This is a genomic window from Jeotgalibacillus soli, from assembly GCF_000829435.1.
In the GTDB taxonomy this organism is placed as follows: Bacteria; Bacillota; Bacilli; order Bacillales; family Jeotgalibacillaceae; genus Jeotgalibacillus; species Jeotgalibacillus soli.
Genome location: NZ_JXRP01000020.1, coordinates 26080 through 42760, shown reverse-complemented (window position 1 = coordinate 42760; position 16681 = coordinate 26080). Strand labels below are relative to the sequence as shown.

At 40.4% G+C, this 16681-nt stretch carries 15 protein-coding genes; 14 read left to right on the top strand and 1 reads right to left on the bottom strand.

The annotated features are described in order from the left end of the window. Positions 1-132 precede the first annotated feature (132 nt). The 7 genes from ystJ (at position 133) to KP78_RS16970 (ending at position 7579) form a co-directional block, all read left to right on the top strand. Positions 133-1344, top strand: coding sequence for an NADP-dependent malic enzyme (gene ystJ / locus KP78_RS17000; RefSeq protein WP_106388599.1), 1212 nt, complete (start codon positions 133-135; stop codon positions 1342-1344). Beyond that, entirely contained in the window at positions 1337-1981 is a 645-nt protein-coding gene (locus tag KP78_RS16995) for a FadR/GntR family transcriptional regulator (RefSeq protein WP_235420974.1), read from the top strand. The genes ystJ and KP78_RS16995 overlap by 8 nt, the downstream gene beginning before the upstream one ends. Before the next feature lie 69 nt (positions 1982-2050). Then, positions 2051-2920, top strand: a complete 870-nt coding sequence (accD, locus tag KP78_RS16990) for an acetyl-CoA carboxylase, carboxyltransferase subunit beta (protein ID WP_041090751.1) — start codon at positions 2051-2053, stop codon at positions 2918-2920. Further along, positions 2910-3878, top strand: coding sequence for an acetyl-CoA carboxylase carboxyl transferase subunit alpha (gene accA, locus KP78_RS16985; RefSeq protein ID WP_041090748.1), 969 nt, complete (start codon positions 2910-2912; stop codon positions 3876-3878). The genes accD and accA overlap by 11 nt, the downstream gene beginning before the upstream one ends. 287 nt (positions 3879-4165) lie before the next feature. After that, positions 4166-5125 (top strand): 6-phosphofructokinase, encoded by a 960-nt coding sequence (pfkA, locus tag KP78_RS16980; protein WP_041090745.1) that lies wholly within the window; start codon positions 4166-4168, stop codon positions 5123-5125. A gap of 41 nt (positions 5126-5166) precedes the next feature. Next, a complete protein-coding gene (pyk, locus tag KP78_RS16975) occupies positions 5167-6927 on the top strand; it encodes a pyruvate kinase (protein WP_041090742.1) in 1761 nt (586 codons plus the stop codon). A 265-nt stretch (positions 6928-7192) separates the two neighbouring features. Then, positions 7193-7579: an FxsA family protein gene (locus KP78_RS16970; protein WP_041090740.1), complete on the top strand. Its 387-nt coding sequence runs from the start codon at positions 7193-7195 to the stop codon at positions 7577-7579. Between the two features lie 43 nt (positions 7580-7622). On the opposite strand, the gene ytvI is transcribed toward KP78_RS16970, so the two are convergent. Then, the gene (gene ytvI, locus KP78_RS16965) at positions 7623-8738 is read right to left on the bottom strand and encodes a sporulation integral membrane protein YtvI (protein WP_041090738.1); all 1116 of its coding nucleotides are present in this window, start codon (positions 8736-8738) and stop codon (positions 7623-7625) included. Positions 8739-8839: 101 nt separating this feature from the next. On the opposite strand from ytvI, the gene KP78_RS16960 reads away from it, so the two are divergent. The 7 genes from KP78_RS16960 (at position 8840) to pnpS (ending at position 16298) form a co-directional block, all read left to right on the top strand. Then, positions 8840-9307 carry a DUF441 domain-containing protein gene (locus tag KP78_RS16960; RefSeq protein WP_041090736.1) on the top strand — a complete coding sequence of 156 codons (468 nt, stop codon included), beginning with the start codon at positions 8840-8842 and terminating at the stop codon, positions 9305-9307. 250 nt (positions 9308-9557) lie between these two features. Continuing rightward, the gene (citZ, locus tag KP78_RS16955; RefSeq protein ID WP_041090734.1) at positions 9558-10676 is read left to right on the top strand and encodes a citrate synthase; all 1119 of its coding nucleotides are present in this window, start codon (positions 9558-9560) and stop codon (positions 10674-10676) included. A gap of 120 nt (positions 10677-10796) precedes the next feature. After that, on the top strand, positions 10797-12065 hold the full coding sequence (icd, locus tag KP78_RS16950) for an NADP-dependent isocitrate dehydrogenase (RefSeq protein WP_041090732.1): 1269 nt from the start codon (positions 10797-10799) through the stop codon (positions 12063-12065). Positions 12066-12159: 94 nt separating this feature from the next. Next, on the top strand, positions 12160-13101 hold the full coding sequence (gene mdh, locus KP78_RS16945) for a malate dehydrogenase (protein WP_041090730.1): 942 nt from the start codon (positions 12160-12162) through the stop codon (positions 13099-13101). A gap of 115 nt (positions 13102-13216) precedes the next feature. Then, positions 13217-13693: a MaoC family dehydratase gene (locus KP78_RS16940; RefSeq protein ID WP_041090728.1), complete on the top strand. Its 477-nt coding sequence runs from the start codon at positions 13217-13219 to the stop codon at positions 13691-13693. A 125-nt stretch (positions 13694-13818) separates the two neighbouring features. After that, the gene (locus KP78_RS16935) at positions 13819-14532 is read left to right on the top strand and encodes a response regulator transcription factor (protein ID WP_041090727.1); all 714 of its coding nucleotides are present in this window, start codon (positions 13819-13821) and stop codon (positions 14530-14532) included. A 2-nt stretch (positions 14533-14534) separates the two neighbouring features. Beyond that, positions 14535-16298, top strand: a complete 1764-nt coding sequence (gene pnpS, locus KP78_RS16930) for a two-component system histidine kinase PnpS (RefSeq protein ID WP_041090726.1) — start codon at positions 14535-14537, stop codon at positions 16296-16298. The last annotated feature ends 383 nt before the right edge of the window (positions 16299-16681 follow it).

Sequence of the window (16681 nt, the reverse complement as noted above, 5' to 3'; positions counted from 1 at the left end):
TCTTTTATGCAGGTTTTCTTTGTGATATAGTGGAAAAGAGATTTATGTGGTCTGACCAATTGTTAAAAAGGGGCAATCCTTAATTTAATCAAGGAGTGAAACGATTTGTCATTACGTGATGAAGCACTACATATGCACAAAGTTAATCAAGGGAAATTAGAAACAACATCCAAGGTTTCAGTTCGAAATGCAGAGGATTTGAGTTTAGCTTATTCACCTGGGGTTGCTGAACCGTGTAAAGAAATCTACGACAAGCCCGAGACTGTCTATGATTATACGATGAAAGGAAATATGGTTGCAGTCGTATCGGACGGAACGGCTGTACTTGGTCTGGGGAATATTGGACCTGAAGCCGCACTTCCTGTTATGGAAGGAAAAGCTGTATTGTTTAAGAGCTTTGCGGGAGTCGATGCATTTCCAATCTGTTTAAATACAACAGATATCGATAAAATTGTTGAAACGGTTAAGCTTATGGAGCCGACATTTGGCGGAGTGAACTTAGAAGATATTGCTGCCCCTAACTGCTTTGAGATTGAAGAAAGATTAAAAAAAGAAACCAATATCCCAGTCTTTCACGATGACCAGCACGGAACAGCTATTGTTACTGTAGCAGGATTAGTGAATGCACTGAAGCTTGTAAATAAAGAAATCTCAAGCATTAAAGTTGTGATGAATGGAGCGGGTGCTGCTGGAATCGCCATTATTAAATTGCTATATAGCTATGGTGTTCGCGATATCATTATGTGTGATTCAAAAGGTGCTATTTATGAAGGTCGTCCTAAAGGCATGAATGCTATTAAAAATGAAGTAGCAAAAATCACGAACAAAGAGCGTATTGATGGCACTCTTGCCGATGCCATTCAAGGAGCAGATGTATTTATAGGTGTATCAGTAGCGGGCGCATTAACAGAAGAAATGGTTCGTACAATGAATGAGGATGCTATTATTTTTGCAATGGCAAATCCAGTGCCAGAAATTATGCCCGAGATCGCCAAGCTTGCGGGAGCTAAAGTGATTGGAACGGGTCGATCTGATTATCCAAACCAGGTTAATAATGTATTAGCCTTCCCGGGGATTTTTCGTGGTGCATTGGATGTTCGCGCTACGCACATCAATGAAAGAATGAAGCGTGCTGCCGTGGAGGCGATTGCTTCACTTATTCATGATGATGAACTGGATGCGAGTTATGTCATTCCGGCACCTTTTGATCCGCGTGTCGCCCCTGCTGTAGCTGCTGCAGTTGCGAAGGCTGCAATGGAAACTGGCGTTGCAAGACGTAAAGTAGATCCTGAAGAGATACGGGCAAAAACTGAACGTCTTTCATTAATTGGAAAAAGTGAGTGATGCATCTGTGGAGCGCTCTAAGCCACATTCGAAGATTTATATTTCAATTGTCCATCAATTAAATGAAATGATTTTACGCGACGGGCTTTCGACCGGGGATCGTTTACCTTCGGAGCGAGAGCTCTCGGAGCGTCTTGGTGTTGGACGCTCTTCTGTCCGAGAAGCATTTCGTGCCCTTGAGCTGCTTGGTTTGATTGAAACCAGACACGGTGAAGGAACTTTTTTGAGAGACTTCAGAGACCATCGCCTTGTAGAGCTTCTAGGGATGTTTGTGATTCAAGACAGACAGGCCGAGCATGATATTATGGAGCTGAAGAGCTGGATTGAATCAGAAAGTATTCATCGGATGTTTATTCATTCAGAGGAGAAATTAAATTTGCTGTTTGAAGACATTATTTCACGTTTTAATAATGGTGATTTAACATCAATTAGCGATGTTATGGCGGAATTGGTTCAAGCCTCTGGAAATCGGTTGTCCTACAAAGTATGGCTTGTGCTGCATGAATTTGATTCCAACACACAACAGCCGGCTAACATGCCATTTGACGAAATGACCATTCGATCAATTCAGCAGGCGATAATATCGAAAAATCACCAGCTGATTCATACTTTATGCAAAAAGCCACAATACGAATAAAATGGTGGCGTAATCTACGAGCAAGCGTAGAAATTACAGCTTGTTCCTGCTAATAAGGGAGGTTTAACGTTGCTAAAAGACATATTTACAAAATCTAAGAAAAAAAAATATGCAACGATCCCTTCTGAGAATGCCAAACATGATGTCCCAGAAGGAATAATGACAAAGTGTCCTAATTGTAAAAAAATCATGTATACAAAAGAACTAGTTAAAAACGAAAAAGTGTGTTCCCATTGCGGTTTTCATCATACAATGAACTCCGCTGAACGTGTTAAAAGCATAGCTGATCCTGGATCTTTTATTGAATTCAATCAGGAAATGCGCTCTGTTAATCCGCTTAACTTTCCAGATTATATGGAAAAAGTTGAAAAGGATAGAAAGAAAACAGGCATGAATGAAGCGATCGTTACTGGCACTGCGACGATAGAAGGTCATAGTGTCGTCTTGGCCATTATGGATTCCAATTTCAGAATGGGGAGTATGGGCTCGGTAGTAGGAGAAAAAATTTCAAGAGCTATTGCCCGGGCAGAGGAATTGGATGTGCCATTTTTAATTTTCACGGCAAGCGGAGGTGCCCGCATGCAAGAAGGGGTTCTCTCATTAATGCAGATGGCTAAGACTAGTACGGCCTTAAAAAAGTTCAGCAATACAGGAGGACTTATTATATCTGTTATGACTCACCCAACGACTGGTGGGGTTTCAGCCAGCTTCGCATCTTTAGGCGATTATAATTTTGCAGAGCCGGGAGCTCTTATTGGTTTTGCAGGAAGAAGAATTATTGAGCAGACGATTCGAGAAAAGCTGCCAGATGACTTTCAAACAGCCGAATTCCTGCTTGAACATGGCCAGCTTGATGCGGTTATTCCTAGAACTGCGCTGAGACAGCAGCTTGCGATCATTCTTTCCATTCATGATAGGGGGCTGCGACATGGTAAATGAACTAGAGTTTGAAAAGCCGCTTATTCAATTAAAAGAAAAAATTAACGAACTAAAAGCTTTTACAGCAGCCTCTGAGGTTGATTTGTCAATCGAAATTGATAAGCTTGAGCAAAGACTGGCTCGCCTTGAAGATGATATCTATTTAAATATGAAGCCATGGGATCGCGTTCAAGTAGCAAGACACCCAGCGAGACCAACTACTTTAGATTATATTGGCGAGCTATTTGATCAGTTTATCGAAATGCATGGTGATCGTCTTTACGGTGATGACCACGCAATTGTCGGAGGAATCGCTTTTTATCACGGCAAGCCTGTAACGGTTATTGGACACCAAAGAGGTAAAGATACAAAGGAAAACATTCGACGGAATTTTGGAATGCCTCATCCAGAAGGGTATCGGAAGGCTTTACGTTTAATGAAACAGGCTGAAAAATTTAACCGTCCGATCATTTGCTTTATTGATACAAAAGGTGCTTATCCTGGGAAAGCTGCTGAGGAGCGCGGACAAAGCGAAGCCATTGCAAGAAATTTATTTGAAATGGCGGGCTTAACGGTCCCTGTGGTGTGTATCGTGATCGGAGAAGGAGGAAGTGGCGGAGCATTGGCTCTTGGAATTGGAAACTATATGCATATGCTTGAAAACGCTACTTATTCCGTTATTTCTCCAGAAGGAGCTGCATCGATTCTATGGAAAGATGCGAGTCTTGCAAAAAAAGCAGCTGAATCAATGAAAATTACCGCTCCGGATTTAAAAGAGCTGGGAATAATCGATCATATCGTGACTGAAGTGAAGGGCGGCGCTCACCATGATGTCAAAGCCCAAGCTGCTTTTATTGATAAGGTGCTGCTTCAATCATTAAAGGAGCTTTCAAAAATGTCTGCCGAGGAACTTGTGCAGCATCGGCATGAAAAATTCCAACAAATTGGATCTCATACCCTTTTAAGTGAAACGCTATAGGGGATAAGAACGTGTACTCGTTTATGGTGCACGTTTTTTTGTAATAATACCTATATAATCCATTTTGATAGTTTATTGTAAAATAAAACGGTTTCACTATGCGGATTATTTCGTCTATTGATGAACCTTCCTTATACCAGTTGAGAACAAACACTCTTCATGGTATTTTTAATAAGATAGAGTTACGGTTTGATGATTTACAATGAAATAGGATTTTGCTAAATAGACAAAAGCTGTGTGAAATTCTTAACATATTTTACATTTTGATAAAAGGTGGGAATACTTAGATGAAACGAATTGGTGTTTTAACAAGTGGCGGCGACGCACCTGGTATGAACCCTGCGGTTCGTGCGGTAGTTAGAAAAGCAATTTTTCATGGATTAGAGGTATATGGAATTTACCAAGGCTACCAAGGCTTAATCTCTGGAAATATTAAAAAATTAGAGCTTGGCTCTGTAGGTGACATTATTCATCGTGGTGGAACAACTCTTTATTCTGCCCGCTGTGAAGAATTTAAGACAAAAGAAGGTCAGCAAAAAGGAATTGAGCAATTAAAGAGGCATGGAATTGAAGGGCTGGTTGTCATTGGAGGAGACGGTTCTTACATGGGAGCCAAAGCATTGACTGAACAAGGCTTTCCTTGTATTGGGGTTCCTGGTACGATCGATAATGATATTCCCGGAACGGATTTTACGATCGGTTTCGATACAGCGTTAAATACTGTTATTCATGCAATCGATAAAATTCGTGACACAGCAACCTCACATGAACGCACATTTATTATAGAAGTAATGGGACGCGATGCTGGTGATCTTGCTTTATGGGCAGGACTATCTGGCGGAGCGGAAACAATCCTAATCCCAGAAGATCCTTACGATATTGATTTAATTGCAGAGAGAATTAAAAAAGGTCATGCACGAGGAAAGAAACACAGCATTATTATCGTAGCTGAAGGCGTTATGTCTGGAACAGACTTTTCGAATTTGCTAAAAGAGAAAACGTCCATTGAAACAAGAGTTTCTGTTTTGGGTCACATGCAGCGCGGAGGTTCACCGACTGCAGCAGACCGTGTATTAGCGAGTCGCTTAGGAGCAAGAGCAGTTGAACTCTTGATGGATGGAAAAGGCGGACGTTCTGTAGGGATTGAAAAGAATGTACTTGTTGATTATGACATCATAGAAATCCTGAAAAAGCCTCATAAATGTGATTTGGACTTGTATCGTTTGTCACAGGAACTATCTATTTAATTTTCATTTATAAAATAGCCTATTGGAGGTATTTAGAAAATATGAGAAAAACGAAAATTGTTTGTACGATTGGACCGGCAAGTGAGAGTGTTGAAAAATTAACGCAGCTTATGGAAGCAGGTATGAATGTTGCGCGCTTGAACTTTTCTCACGGAGATTTTGATGAGCATGGTGCTCGTATTACTAACATTCGTGAAGCTGCTGGTAAACTTGGTAAAAATGTAGGGATTCTTCTTGATACGAAAGGACCTGAAATCCGTACAAATACAATGGAAAATGGTGCAATTGAGTTAGTAGCTGGAAACACCATTACACTTTCAGTAGAAGAAGTAATTGGAACAACTGAAAAATTTTCCATTACGTATGAAGGTCTTATTGATGATGTAGAAACGGGTTCTAGAATTCTGCTTGATGATGGACTAATTGGTCTTGAGGTTCTGTCTATTGATAAAGCGGCTGGTGAGATTGAAACGAAAATTTTAAACAGTGGAACACTGAAAAACAAAAAGGGCGTAAACGTGCCTGGTGTTTCTGTGAAACTTCCTGGTATTACAGAAAAAGATGCCAATGATATTCTTTTTGGTATTGAACAAGGAGTAGACTTTATCGCGGCATCGTTCGTAAGACGTGCATCAGATGTGCTTGAAATTCGTGAGCTTTTAGAAAAAAATAATGCAAATCATATTCATATTATTCCTAAGATTGAAAATCAAGAGGGTGTCGATAATATCGACGAAATTTTAGCTGTATCAGATGGATTAATGGTAGCACGCGGTGACCTTGGTGTGGAAATTCCAGCTGAAGAGGTTCCACTTGTTCAAAAAGAGTTGATTAAAAAATGTAATGCATTGGGTCTGCCTGTTATTACAGCAACACAAATGCTTGATTCTATGCAGCGCAACCCTCGTCCAACCCGTGCTGAAGCGAGTGACGTAGCTAATGCAATCTTTGATGGTACAGACGCGATCATGCTATCAGGAGAAACAGCGGCTGGAACATACCCAGTAGAAGCTGTTCAAACAATGAACAATATTGCTTCACGTGCAGAAGAAGCGCTAGACTTTAAAGCAATTCTTTCAAAGCACAGCAAAAAATCAGATAAAAACATGACGGATGCCATTGGACAAGCAGTAGCACATACAGCACTCAATTTGGAAGTGAATGCGATTATTGCTCCAACGGAAAGTGGACATACTGCGCGTGTGATCTCGAAATATCGTCCAGAGGCACCGATTGTTGCTGTGACAGCAAATGAGGGAGTTTCACGTCGTCTAGCACTAGTATGGGGCGTATATCCTCAAGGCGGGCACCAAACGTCTACTACGGACGAAATGCTGGACATGGCTGTATCTGAAAGCTTAAACAGCGGTTGTGTAAAACATGGTGACCTTGTAGTAATTACAGCAGGAGTACCGGTTGGAGAATCAGGTACAACCAATATGATGAAAGTTCATATTGTTGGTGATGTGTTAGCGAAGGGTCAAGGAATTGGACGTAAATCAGGCTTTGGCCGCGTAGTGTTGGCGTCTGATGCTGCAGAAGCAAATACAAAGGTAACAGATGGTGCTGTACTCGTTACTATTGGCACAGACAAAGATATGATTTCTGCGCTTGAAAAATGTTCTGCGCTGATCGTTGAAGAAGGCGGTCTAACAAGCCATGCGGCAGTAGTTGGATTAAATCTTGGCCTTCCGGTTATTGTAGGTGTTGACAATGCTACTTCTCTATTCGAAGAAGGACAGGAAGTAACGGTAGATGCTGAGCGTGGAGTCGTGTATAACGGACATGCAAGTGTACTATAAATAAAAAATAAGAGACTGCATTATACTTAGCTTATTTTCCTCTCCTTATGCATGCATTAAATAGGGGGGCAAAGTGCTTGAGATAATGCAGTCTCTTTTTTTATGAGCTAAATTATTCTTATGATATAATAAAGCTATTATTTAGAAAAAAGCTATATTAAAATTCATTGTTGATTTTGCACAGCGTTGATTGCAGCGAGCACCTGGGTGCTGCAATCAACAGACACGTTTAACAATGCCAAGAAATAAGGGAGGATATCCACTATTGAGATGGATTTTGCTTTTTCTCATTGCTATTCCAGCGCTTGAGATTGCTTTAATCATCCTGTCGGGTCAAGCGATCGGAATTGTACCTACCATTTTCTTTATTTTCCTTACAGGGATTTTGGGGGCTTTTTTTGCTAAAAAACAAGGACTTCGTACATTGCGAAATCTTCAAACTCAAATGGGGAGCCAACAGCCGCCGGGAGATGCAGTTGTAGATGGTGTATGTATTCTAATTGGTGGTATTTTCCTTTTGATACCTGGATTTTTTACAGATCTGCTAGGACTTGTTCTGCTGCTTCCTTTTACAAGAAAGTGGATAAAGCCGCTTATTTATCGCTGGATTCGCCGACGAATGAATAATGGCAGTGTCATCATTTATCGTTAAGGGTTAGTTAATATGAATAATCTGGAGGGACTATGGACTGGATTCAGGAAATAGTTCCTTTTTTTATATAGATCCATAGGAGCTGAAACGCTTCTGCACGCTTTAGTGCACTGATACTTAACAATAGGATCGGCGTCAAAACAACCCCTGCGAAACCGAATAACTGGAAGCATACATACATCAAAAGAAATGTGAGAAAAGGATGCAGCCCGAGTTTTGTTCCAAGAACACGAGGTTCGAGCAGCTGCCTAAGCAAGATAATCATAATCTGTATAATTGCTAATCCTAAAGCAAGCTTATTAAAGCCATTTATCCAGCTGTAAAAAATCCAGGGGATAAATAATATTCCAGTTCCTATAAGAGGGATTAAATCCAATAGTCCGGCGATCAGAGCGAGTGCAGGAGCTCCTTCAACGTTTAGTTGTAATAAGCCGATTAAAACAATAACAACTGTGACTAATAGAAGAAGCATCTGTGCTTGTATATAAGACCAGATATAATGCTTTAACGACCTTTTTAGGCGTTTACAGTAGCGAATTGTTTTTTGGGGAAACCATGATTTTAATTTTTGATCGATGAACGTTTTTTCTTTAACGAAAAAATAAGCAGACAGCAAGGTGATGACTGTAGAAATTAAGGTGTTGGGCAAAAGTCCAACGATAGTAGAGAGCTCGATCATCACTGTTTTTCCTACTCCTTCAATAAAGGAAACAGCCTGTTGTTCGATAGATGCTACAATGGTTAGAGCCGTTTCCTTATTCAAAAGACCTTTGCTTATAAGCCAGTTCTCGGCATTATCAACGTTTTCAACGATGATTGTCGAAAAAAAAGATTGAAGTGCTTCGGCAAGTTGGGCAGAATAAGCAGGCAGTGCTCTTAAAATCCTTTGAATATCTGGCCAAAAGAGGATTCCACATCCTATGGCTGTGCCAGATAAAAGAGTAAAGAAAGCTGCCATAGAAGCAATAATACTGACGGAAAATGGTATCTTAGCCACCCGTTCAATTATTCTTGAAGGTCGATAAAAGATAAGGGAAATAACCCACCCGATCACAACGGGGAAAATGAAACGGACAATAAGGATTACAGCGATGACTGAAAGCGTTATGATTCCAAGTACAAGAACAAGTCTTGCCGCGATTGATTTTAGTTCATCCATTTTTTCACCATCTTTTTAACGTATCGTGACTTATGTATATGATGAGCTCAACAGTTGAATGATGGACAGGCTTAAAACATTTCAATAAGGAGAGAAAATCTTTGTTTGATCAATCATTCTTTTTTTTATTACTTTTATTGACAATTGGTATATTGGCAAAAAACAGTTCACTTCTTTTGGCAGTGGCTGTATTGCTTGTTATGAAACTGGCAGGTCTCGACGAAAAAATTTTTGACATCATTCAGTCAAAGGGAATTAATTGGGGGGTTACAATTATCACCATTGCCGTTCTTGCCCCCATCGCCAGTGGTGCAATTGGCTTTAAGGATTTATTGGATGCCATGAAGTCTCCTTATGCTTGGATTGCGCTTATAGCTGGGATGCTGGTTGCTTTGATTGCAAAGGGCGGGATCACGCTCTTACAGGATGATCCCCATATAACGACGGCTCTAGTTTTAGGGACTGTAATAGCAGTTGCCTTATTCAAGGGGATTGCAGTAGGGCCGCTGGTTGGAGCAGGAATTGCCTTTATGGCCATGAAGATTTACGAATGGATTAGCGCGATTTAAAGTTTCTGGAAAAAAATCATAGTAATTTTATGCGTTTTCATTCACAAAGTTCAGATTATTGATTATAATGAGAGATGTAAGCGCATCCTTTGCGGCGTTTTGATGAATAAGCTCGACTTTTTTTATTGTCACCAATCTGAGCAAGCGCTCAGCACACAGGGGAGCAGATCATGAAATAGTGAATTTATCTTGATTAGGCATATCAAGCTTATGATGGAGCAGAAAATACACGAACAAAGGAGAGATAGGTATGACAGCAACAAGAGGACTAGAAGGCGTGGTTGCGACAACTTCTTCTATTAGTTCAATCATTGACGACACGCTTACATATGTTGGATATGATATTGACGATCTAACAGAAAATGCAAGTTTCGAGGAAGTTATTTACTTATTATGGCATTTGCGTTTGCCAACAAAAGATGAATTGCAGGAGCTGAAAACTCAGTTAGCTGAAAATATGTCTTTACCTGATGAGGTTATTAACGAATTAAAAGCAATTCCAATTAAAAAAGTGCATCCAATGGCTGCTCTGCGTTCTGCTGTTTCGCTGCTAGGTCTTTTTGATGATGAGGCAGATGTAATGGAAGATGATGCAAATTATCGCAAAGCCATTCGTCTTCAAGCAAAGATGCCTTCTATTGTGACAGCTTTTTCACGTATTCGTCAGGGCAAAGAACCGATTGCTCCTAGAACTGACTTAAGCTTTGCAGCGAACTTCATGTATATGCTGACAGGTAAAGAACCTGAACCAATCGAAGAAGAAGCATTTAATAAGGCATTGGTTTTACATGCTGACCATGAGTTAAACGCTTCAACGTTTACAGCACGTGTATGTGTTGCCACGTTGTCAGATGTCTATTCTGGTGTTACGGCGGCAATTGGTGCACTTAAGGGACCGCTTCACGGTGGTGCAAATGAACAAGTGATGAAAATGCTTACTGAGATTGGTTCGCCCGAAAAAGCAGAATCCATCATTAGAGAAAAACTCGCTAATAAAGAAAAAATTATGGGCTTTGGCCACCGTGTTTATCGTAAAGGAGACCCGCGTGCGAAACATTTAAGAGAAATGTCGAAAAAATTGACGGAACTCAGCGGAGAATCCGAATGGTATGATATGTCAATCAAGATTGAGGATATCGTGACTTCCGAGAAGCAGCTTCCGCCAAATGTTGATTTCTATTCTGCTTCTGTATACCACAGTCTTGGAATCGACCATGACCTATTCACACCAATTTTTGCTGTAAGCCGAGTATCAGGCTGGCTGGCTCATATTCTTGAGCAGTATTCAAACAATCGTCTGATCCGTCCTAGAGCAGATTACGTTGGACCTGGCATGCAGCAGTATGTGCCGGTAAATGAACGTAGATAATTAACTGCTACAGGTTTACAAATTTCACAATAACTGCTGTAATTAGATAGAACTAATGAACGGGGTCTGACCCAGTATAGGAAGTCAGTCCCTCGATACTGAATTTGGAGGGAATACATAATGTCGCAAGGTGAAAAAATTACTGTTAGCAATGGAGTACTTAATGTACCAAACAATCCGATCATACCTTTTATTGAAGGTGACGGAACTGGCCCGGACATCTGGGCATCAGCATCCCGTGTGTTGGATGCTGCCGTTGATAAAGCTTACAACGGAGAGAAAAAAGTTGTTTGGAAAGAAGTTCTTGCAGGTGAAAAAGCATTCAACGAAACGGGAGAGTGGCTTCCTCAAGCAACGCTTGATGATATTAATGAATACTTCATTGCCATTAAAGGCCCATTAACTACTCCTGTAGGAGGAGGAATTCGTTCACTTAACGTAGCGCTTCGCCAGCAGTTGGATCTCTTCACTTGCTTGCGTCCAGTACGTTACTTCGAAGGTGTTCCATCACCAGTAAAACGTCCAGAAGATACTGATATGGTTATCTTCCGTGAGAATACTGAAGATATTTATGCGGGAATCGAGTATGCTGAAGGTACCGATGAAGTCAATAAGCTAATCGACTTCCTTAAAAATGTAATGGGCGTTAAAAACATTCGTTTCCCTGAAACTTCTGGTATTGGTATTAAACCTGTCTCAAAAGAAGGTACTAATCGTCTAGTACGTTCTGCAATCAATTATGCAATTACAGAAGGCAGAAAGTCTGTAACGCTTGTACACAAAGGGAATATTATGAAATTTACTGAAGGTGCATTTAAAAACTGGGGATATGAATTAGCCGAGCAAGAATTCGGCGATAAAGTATTTACTTGGGCACAATATGACAAAATTAAAGATGAGCAAGGCGCAGAAGCTGCAAACAAAGCACAAGCGGATGCAGAAGTTGCTGGCAAGATCATCATCAAGGATTCAATTGCCGATATTTTCTTGCAGCAAATTCTTACTCGTCCTGCTGAATTTGATGTAGTGGCTACAATGAACTTAAACGGTGACTATATTTCAGATGCACTTGCTGCTCAAGTTGGCGGTATTGGAATTGCCCCTGGAGCTAACATTAATTACGAAACAGGACATGCCATCTTTGAAGCAACACACGGTACCGCACCGAAATACGCTGGGCAAGATAAGGTAAATCCTTCATCTGTTATCCTCTCAGGCGTTCTTTTACTTGAGCACCTAGGCTGGCATGAAGCTGCAAAGCTTGTTTTGACTTCAATGGAAAAAACAATTGCTTCCAAAGTGGTGACATATGACTTTGCTCGTCTAATGGACGGTGCGACAGAAGTAAAATGCTCTGAGTTTGGATCTGCATTGATTGAAAACATGTAATTAGCTTTCCTTTTAGGAGTCAGTATGCAAAGTGGACTGGCTCCTTCTTTACATAAATCGTTTTCATTATTATAAATGATGAGGAGGAATAAAAATGGGATTCAAACGCAATAAAATTTCAATTATTGGTTCAGGTTTTACTGGAGCCACAACAGCGTTATTTCTTGCACAAAAAGAGCTTGGTGATATCGTATTGGTGGACATTCCCCAAAATGAAAACCCAACAAAAGGAAAAGCACTTGATATGCTTGAAGCTGGACCTGTGTTGAAATTTGATGTCAATATAACAGGTACTTCTGACTATGCAGATACCCGCGATTCAGATGTGGTGATTATTACTGCTGGTCTTCCTCGTAAACCGGGAATGAGCCGCGATGATCTTGTTCAAACAAATGAAAAAATCATGAAATCCGTAACAAAAGAAATCGCGGAATACTCTCCGAATAGTACAATTATCGTATTGTCAAACCCAGTTGACGCAATGACCTATACAGTATTTAAGGAATCCGGTTTTCCGAAAGAACGAGTTATTGGACAATCAGGTGTACTTGATACGGCAAGATTCTGTACATTTGTTGCACAGGAGCTTAACCTTTCTGTAAAGGATATTCAAGGATTTGTGCTTGGTGGTCACGGAGATGATATGGTTCCGTTAACTCGCTATTCTAATGCAGGCGGTATTCCGCTTGAAACACTGATTCCGAAAGATCGTCTTGATGCCATTATTGAACGCACTCGTAAAGGCGGCGGTGAGATTGTAAACCTGCTTGGTAACGGTTCTGCTTATTATGCGCCTGCAGCTTCTTTAATGGAAATGACAGAAGCAATTCTAAACGATCAAAAGCGTGTCCTTCCTACTGTTGCGTACCTTGAGGGTGAGTACGGCTTTGAAGGTATTTACCTTGGTGTCCCAACAGTGCTTGGCGGTGGCGGAATCGAAAAGATTGTTGAACTTGAATTGACAAGCGATGAAAAAGAACAGCTTCAAAAATCAGCAGATTCAGTGAAGAGTGTGATGGGTGCACTTTCGAACTGATTTTATAAGGAATCGCCTATTTGGTGGCGATTCCTTTTTCTGCTGATGAAAGCGCTGACCTTAACTAAAATAAATGAAAAACATTAATCAACTGATCAGTGAGGGGGTAAAATCAATGTTACTATGGAAAAAACGAAAATTAGGCCGAAACATTGAAGATATGACAATTGGTGAAAAGCTTACCTTGACTGAAAAGATTGAAGATAAAGATTTACTGTTGTTTTTGGGATTAACAAACGACGCAAATCCGCTTTATATTCAACATGATTATGCTGCTCAAACACCGCATAAACGTCCAATCGTCCCCACGATCATGCTGACTGGAATTGTGACGGCCGCAATATCCAAATACTTACCGGGACCTGGCTCACATATCATCGCCCAGCAGCTATCGTTTCCTAAAGCCTTGCCACACTATGCGACAGTAGAATTCTTATTTGAGGTCACCTCGATTGATCAGCGTAAAGCAGAGGTTGATATTGCAGTAACGGCAACAGATGAAGATGGAGCAGAGATTGTGATAGGGCACGTAACGGTTTGTCCACCTCATAAGCTGGAGAAATTAGATAGTACAGCTTTAGAAAACTTTTAATTTTATGAAAGCGTGCCCAGGCGCGCTTTTTTTAATGTTATCAACCGTCACTTGAGATACACTATACTTATAACAAAAATGGCGATATGGATGAACATGGGGTAATTTGAGCTTGGAGGTACAACATGAGTAAAAAAATATTGGTTGTAGATGACGAACAATCGATCGTCACATTATTGAAATACAATTTGGAACAGGCTGGTTACAAGGTAATAACTGCACTTGATGGAGAAGAGGGAAAGTATAAAGCAATTACAGAACATCCTGATTTGATCGTTCTTGATTTAATGCTGCCCAAAATGGATGGTATTGAAGTGTGCAAGCAGCTTCGTCAGGAACAAGTACAGACACCTATTATCATGCTGACGGCGAAAGACGATGAATTCGATAAGGTACTGGGCCTTGAATTAGGTGCAGATGACTATATGACAAAGCCATTCAGCCCTCGTGAGGTAGTGGCAAGAGTTAAAGCGATTTTAAGAAGAACACGTCAGATTGAAATAAGGGCAACATCTGCAATAGACGAGATGCAATTTATTGTAGGAGAAGTAAAGGTGTACCCTGAACAATATGAAGCTTACTTTCAAGATAAGCGGTTAGAGCTTACACCAAAAGAATTTGAACTGCTAGTATACTTAATAGAAAATAAAAGCCGCGTATTAACACGTGACCAGCTTTTAAGTGCGGTATGGAACTATGATTTTGCTGGTGATACGAGAATTGTAGATGTTCATATTAGCCATCTTCGTGAAAAAATTGAAGAGAATACAAAAAAGCCGGTCTATATTAAAACGATTCGCGGACTTGGCTATAAGTTGGAAGAGCCTAAAGGAGAGTGAGGATGACTAGCTTTAGAAGTCGTCTGCTATTTGCCTTAATCTCGCTTATTGCGATCGTGCTGGTTGGATTAGGGGTACTGCTCGGTGAATTATTTAAATCCTATTATTTAAACACTCTTCACTCCAGGTTGGAAAAAGAAGTAGCGATTGTAGCGAATCAGGTAGAAACACTTCCTTCCTTTAGATCAATTAATGAATTATTACTGAACGAAACAAGCAATATCCTGGATGTAAGGATTTCAATTTTATCAGATGATGGCTCAACGATTTTTGAGAATGATGATGTAAATCATGATGAAGAATATGAACAGGTAATGAGTACACTGCTATCAGAATACCTGCAGCATGGTAAAGCGAAAACTCGTTATCAGGGCGAAGGAAACAGAATGTATTATTCCTATCCAGTATCAGCAGGCTCATCATCAGGTATCATTGTTTTAAGTACTGAATATACAGAGCTTGAAAATGTACATCAGCAGATTTGGCTGATATTATCGATTTCTTTAGGCCTTGCTCTTGTGATCATTATTCTGCTTGGTTATCGTATTACAAGCCGATACACTCGTCCAATTGAATCGGCAACAAAGGTAGCAATTGAGCTTGCTAAAGGTAACTATCGTGCCAGAACTTTTGAGGATCGTGTGGATGAAACGGGAATGTTAAGCAATGCGATCAATGTTCTGGCTCGAAATCTTCAGGAAATGGTGGCGCACCAAGAAATTCAGCGGGACCGTCTTCAAACCTTGATTGAAAATATGGGTAGCGGTCTCGTTATGATTGATAAGCAAGGATATATTGTTCTTGTTAACCGCACGTACCATGAATTTTTCTACCAGGAAGAAGAAAAAATTTTAAATCGGCGTTATATGGATGTTTTTCAAGAAAAGAAAATAAGAATGATTGCAGAAGAGGTTTTTATGACAGAGCGCAGAGTGCGTAAGCAGCTGCATCTCTCAATAAACCAGGAGAAGCGTCATTTGGATGTGTATGGAGCTCCGATTATAGGAGAAGGAAGTGCGTGGCAAGGAATCGTTCTTGTGTTTCACGATATTACAGAGTTAAAAAAACTAGAGCAAATGAGAAAAGATTTTGTAGCAAATGTATCTCATGAAGTGAAAACGCCTATTACCTCCATCAAGGGTTTTTCGGAAACGCTTTTAGATGGAGCAATGCATGACCAGGAGGCATTGGAGTCCTTTTTGAGGATTATTTTAACAGAAAGTGATCGTCTTCAGGCATTAATACAAGACTTACTTGATCTTTCTAAAGTAGAGCAGCAAGGATTTCAGCTTCAGCTTGCTAAGATGGATATGAAACAGCTCCTTGAGGATGTAATTGTGATGGTCGAACAAAAAGCAGCTCAAAAAGAGATGAAGATTTCTTTGAACGGAAGTGATGCCAGCTTCCTAGAAGGGGACTATAACCGCCTCAAGCAAGTTTTTATTAACTTAATGAGTAATGGAATCACGTATTCGCAGCCTGGCGGTGAGCTAAGAATCGTGTTAGAAGACACACCTCAAGAAACACGGGTGAAAATTGAAGATGATGGTATTGGTATGGAGGAGACAGAAATTCCGCGTATATTTGAACGATTTTATCGTATAGATAAAGCGAGGAGTCGTAATTCAGGAGGAACAGGGCTCGGGCTTGCAATCGTTAAACATATTATCGAAGTTCACCACGGTGAAGTACAAGTTCAAAGCTCTGTGAATGAAGGCACAACCTTTACCATTATTTTACCTAAAAAACACCTGGATCGGATGTGAAAGGGATCTTTACATTATTTTTACAATTACTATATATTAACTTAAAATAGTGGTGGTAATATACATAGTGTAAACCCCTTCATCCAAGGAGCCAGAAAAAAGACGTGAACAGACCCCGTTCACGTTTTTTTTCGTTTGGTTATGTAAAGATCATTGTTGATTTCGGCACGATGTTGATTGGAGCGGATGTGTGACACTCCTGCTTAGAATAGCGAGTCAAAGGGAGACCCCGCAGGCGAGTCATGAGCCGAGGAGCGTCGAACCGCTCGCGGAAAGCGAAAGCCTGAATCGGAAATCAACAGGCAATTTTAACAGAGTCTTTCATTTAATGATACTTTTAACATAATGTGAACGTACATAAAGTAAAGAATGAAAAGAGAAAG

Excerpts from the sequence above, each read along its gene's own strand:
- ystJ (WP_106388599.1), top strand. The coding sequence starts at position 133 with ATGCACAAAGTTAATCAAGGGAAATTAGAAACAACATCCAAGGTTTCA.
- accA (WP_041090748.1), top strand. The coding sequence starts at position 2,910 with ATGGTAAATGAACTAGAGTTTGAAAAGCCGCTTATTCAATTAAAAGAA.
- pfkA (WP_041090745.1), top strand. The coding sequence starts at position 4,166 with ATGAAACGAATTGGTGTTTTAACAAGTGGCGGCGACGCACCTGGTATG.
- pyk (WP_041090742.1), top strand. The coding sequence starts at position 5,167 with ATGAGAAAAACGAAAATTGTTTGTACGATTGGACCGGCAAGTGAGAGT.
- ytvI (WP_041090738.1), bottom strand. The coding sequence starts at position 8,738 with ATGGATGAACTAAAATCAATCGCGGCAAGACTTGTTCTTGTACTTGGA.
- citZ (WP_041090734.1), top strand. The coding sequence starts at position 9,558 with ATGACAGCAACAAGAGGACTAGAAGGCGTGGTTGCGACAACTTCTTCT.
- icd (WP_041090732.1), top strand. The coding sequence starts at position 10,797 with ATGTCGCAAGGTGAAAAAATTACTGTTAGCAATGGAGTACTTAATGTA.
- mdh (WP_041090730.1), top strand. The coding sequence starts at position 12,160 with ATGGGATTCAAACGCAATAAAATTTCAATTATTGGTTCAGGTTTTACT.
- KP78_RS16940 (WP_041090728.1), top strand. The coding sequence starts at position 13,217 with ATGTTACTATGGAAAAAACGAAAATTAGGCCGAAACATTGAAGATATG.
- KP78_RS16935 (WP_041090727.1), top strand. The coding sequence starts at position 13,819 with ATGAGTAAAAAAATATTGGTTGTAGATGACGAACAATCGATCGTCACA.
- pnpS (WP_041090726.1), top strand. The coding sequence starts at position 14,535 with ATGACTAGCTTTAGAAGTCGTCTGCTATTTGCCTTAATCTCGCTTATT.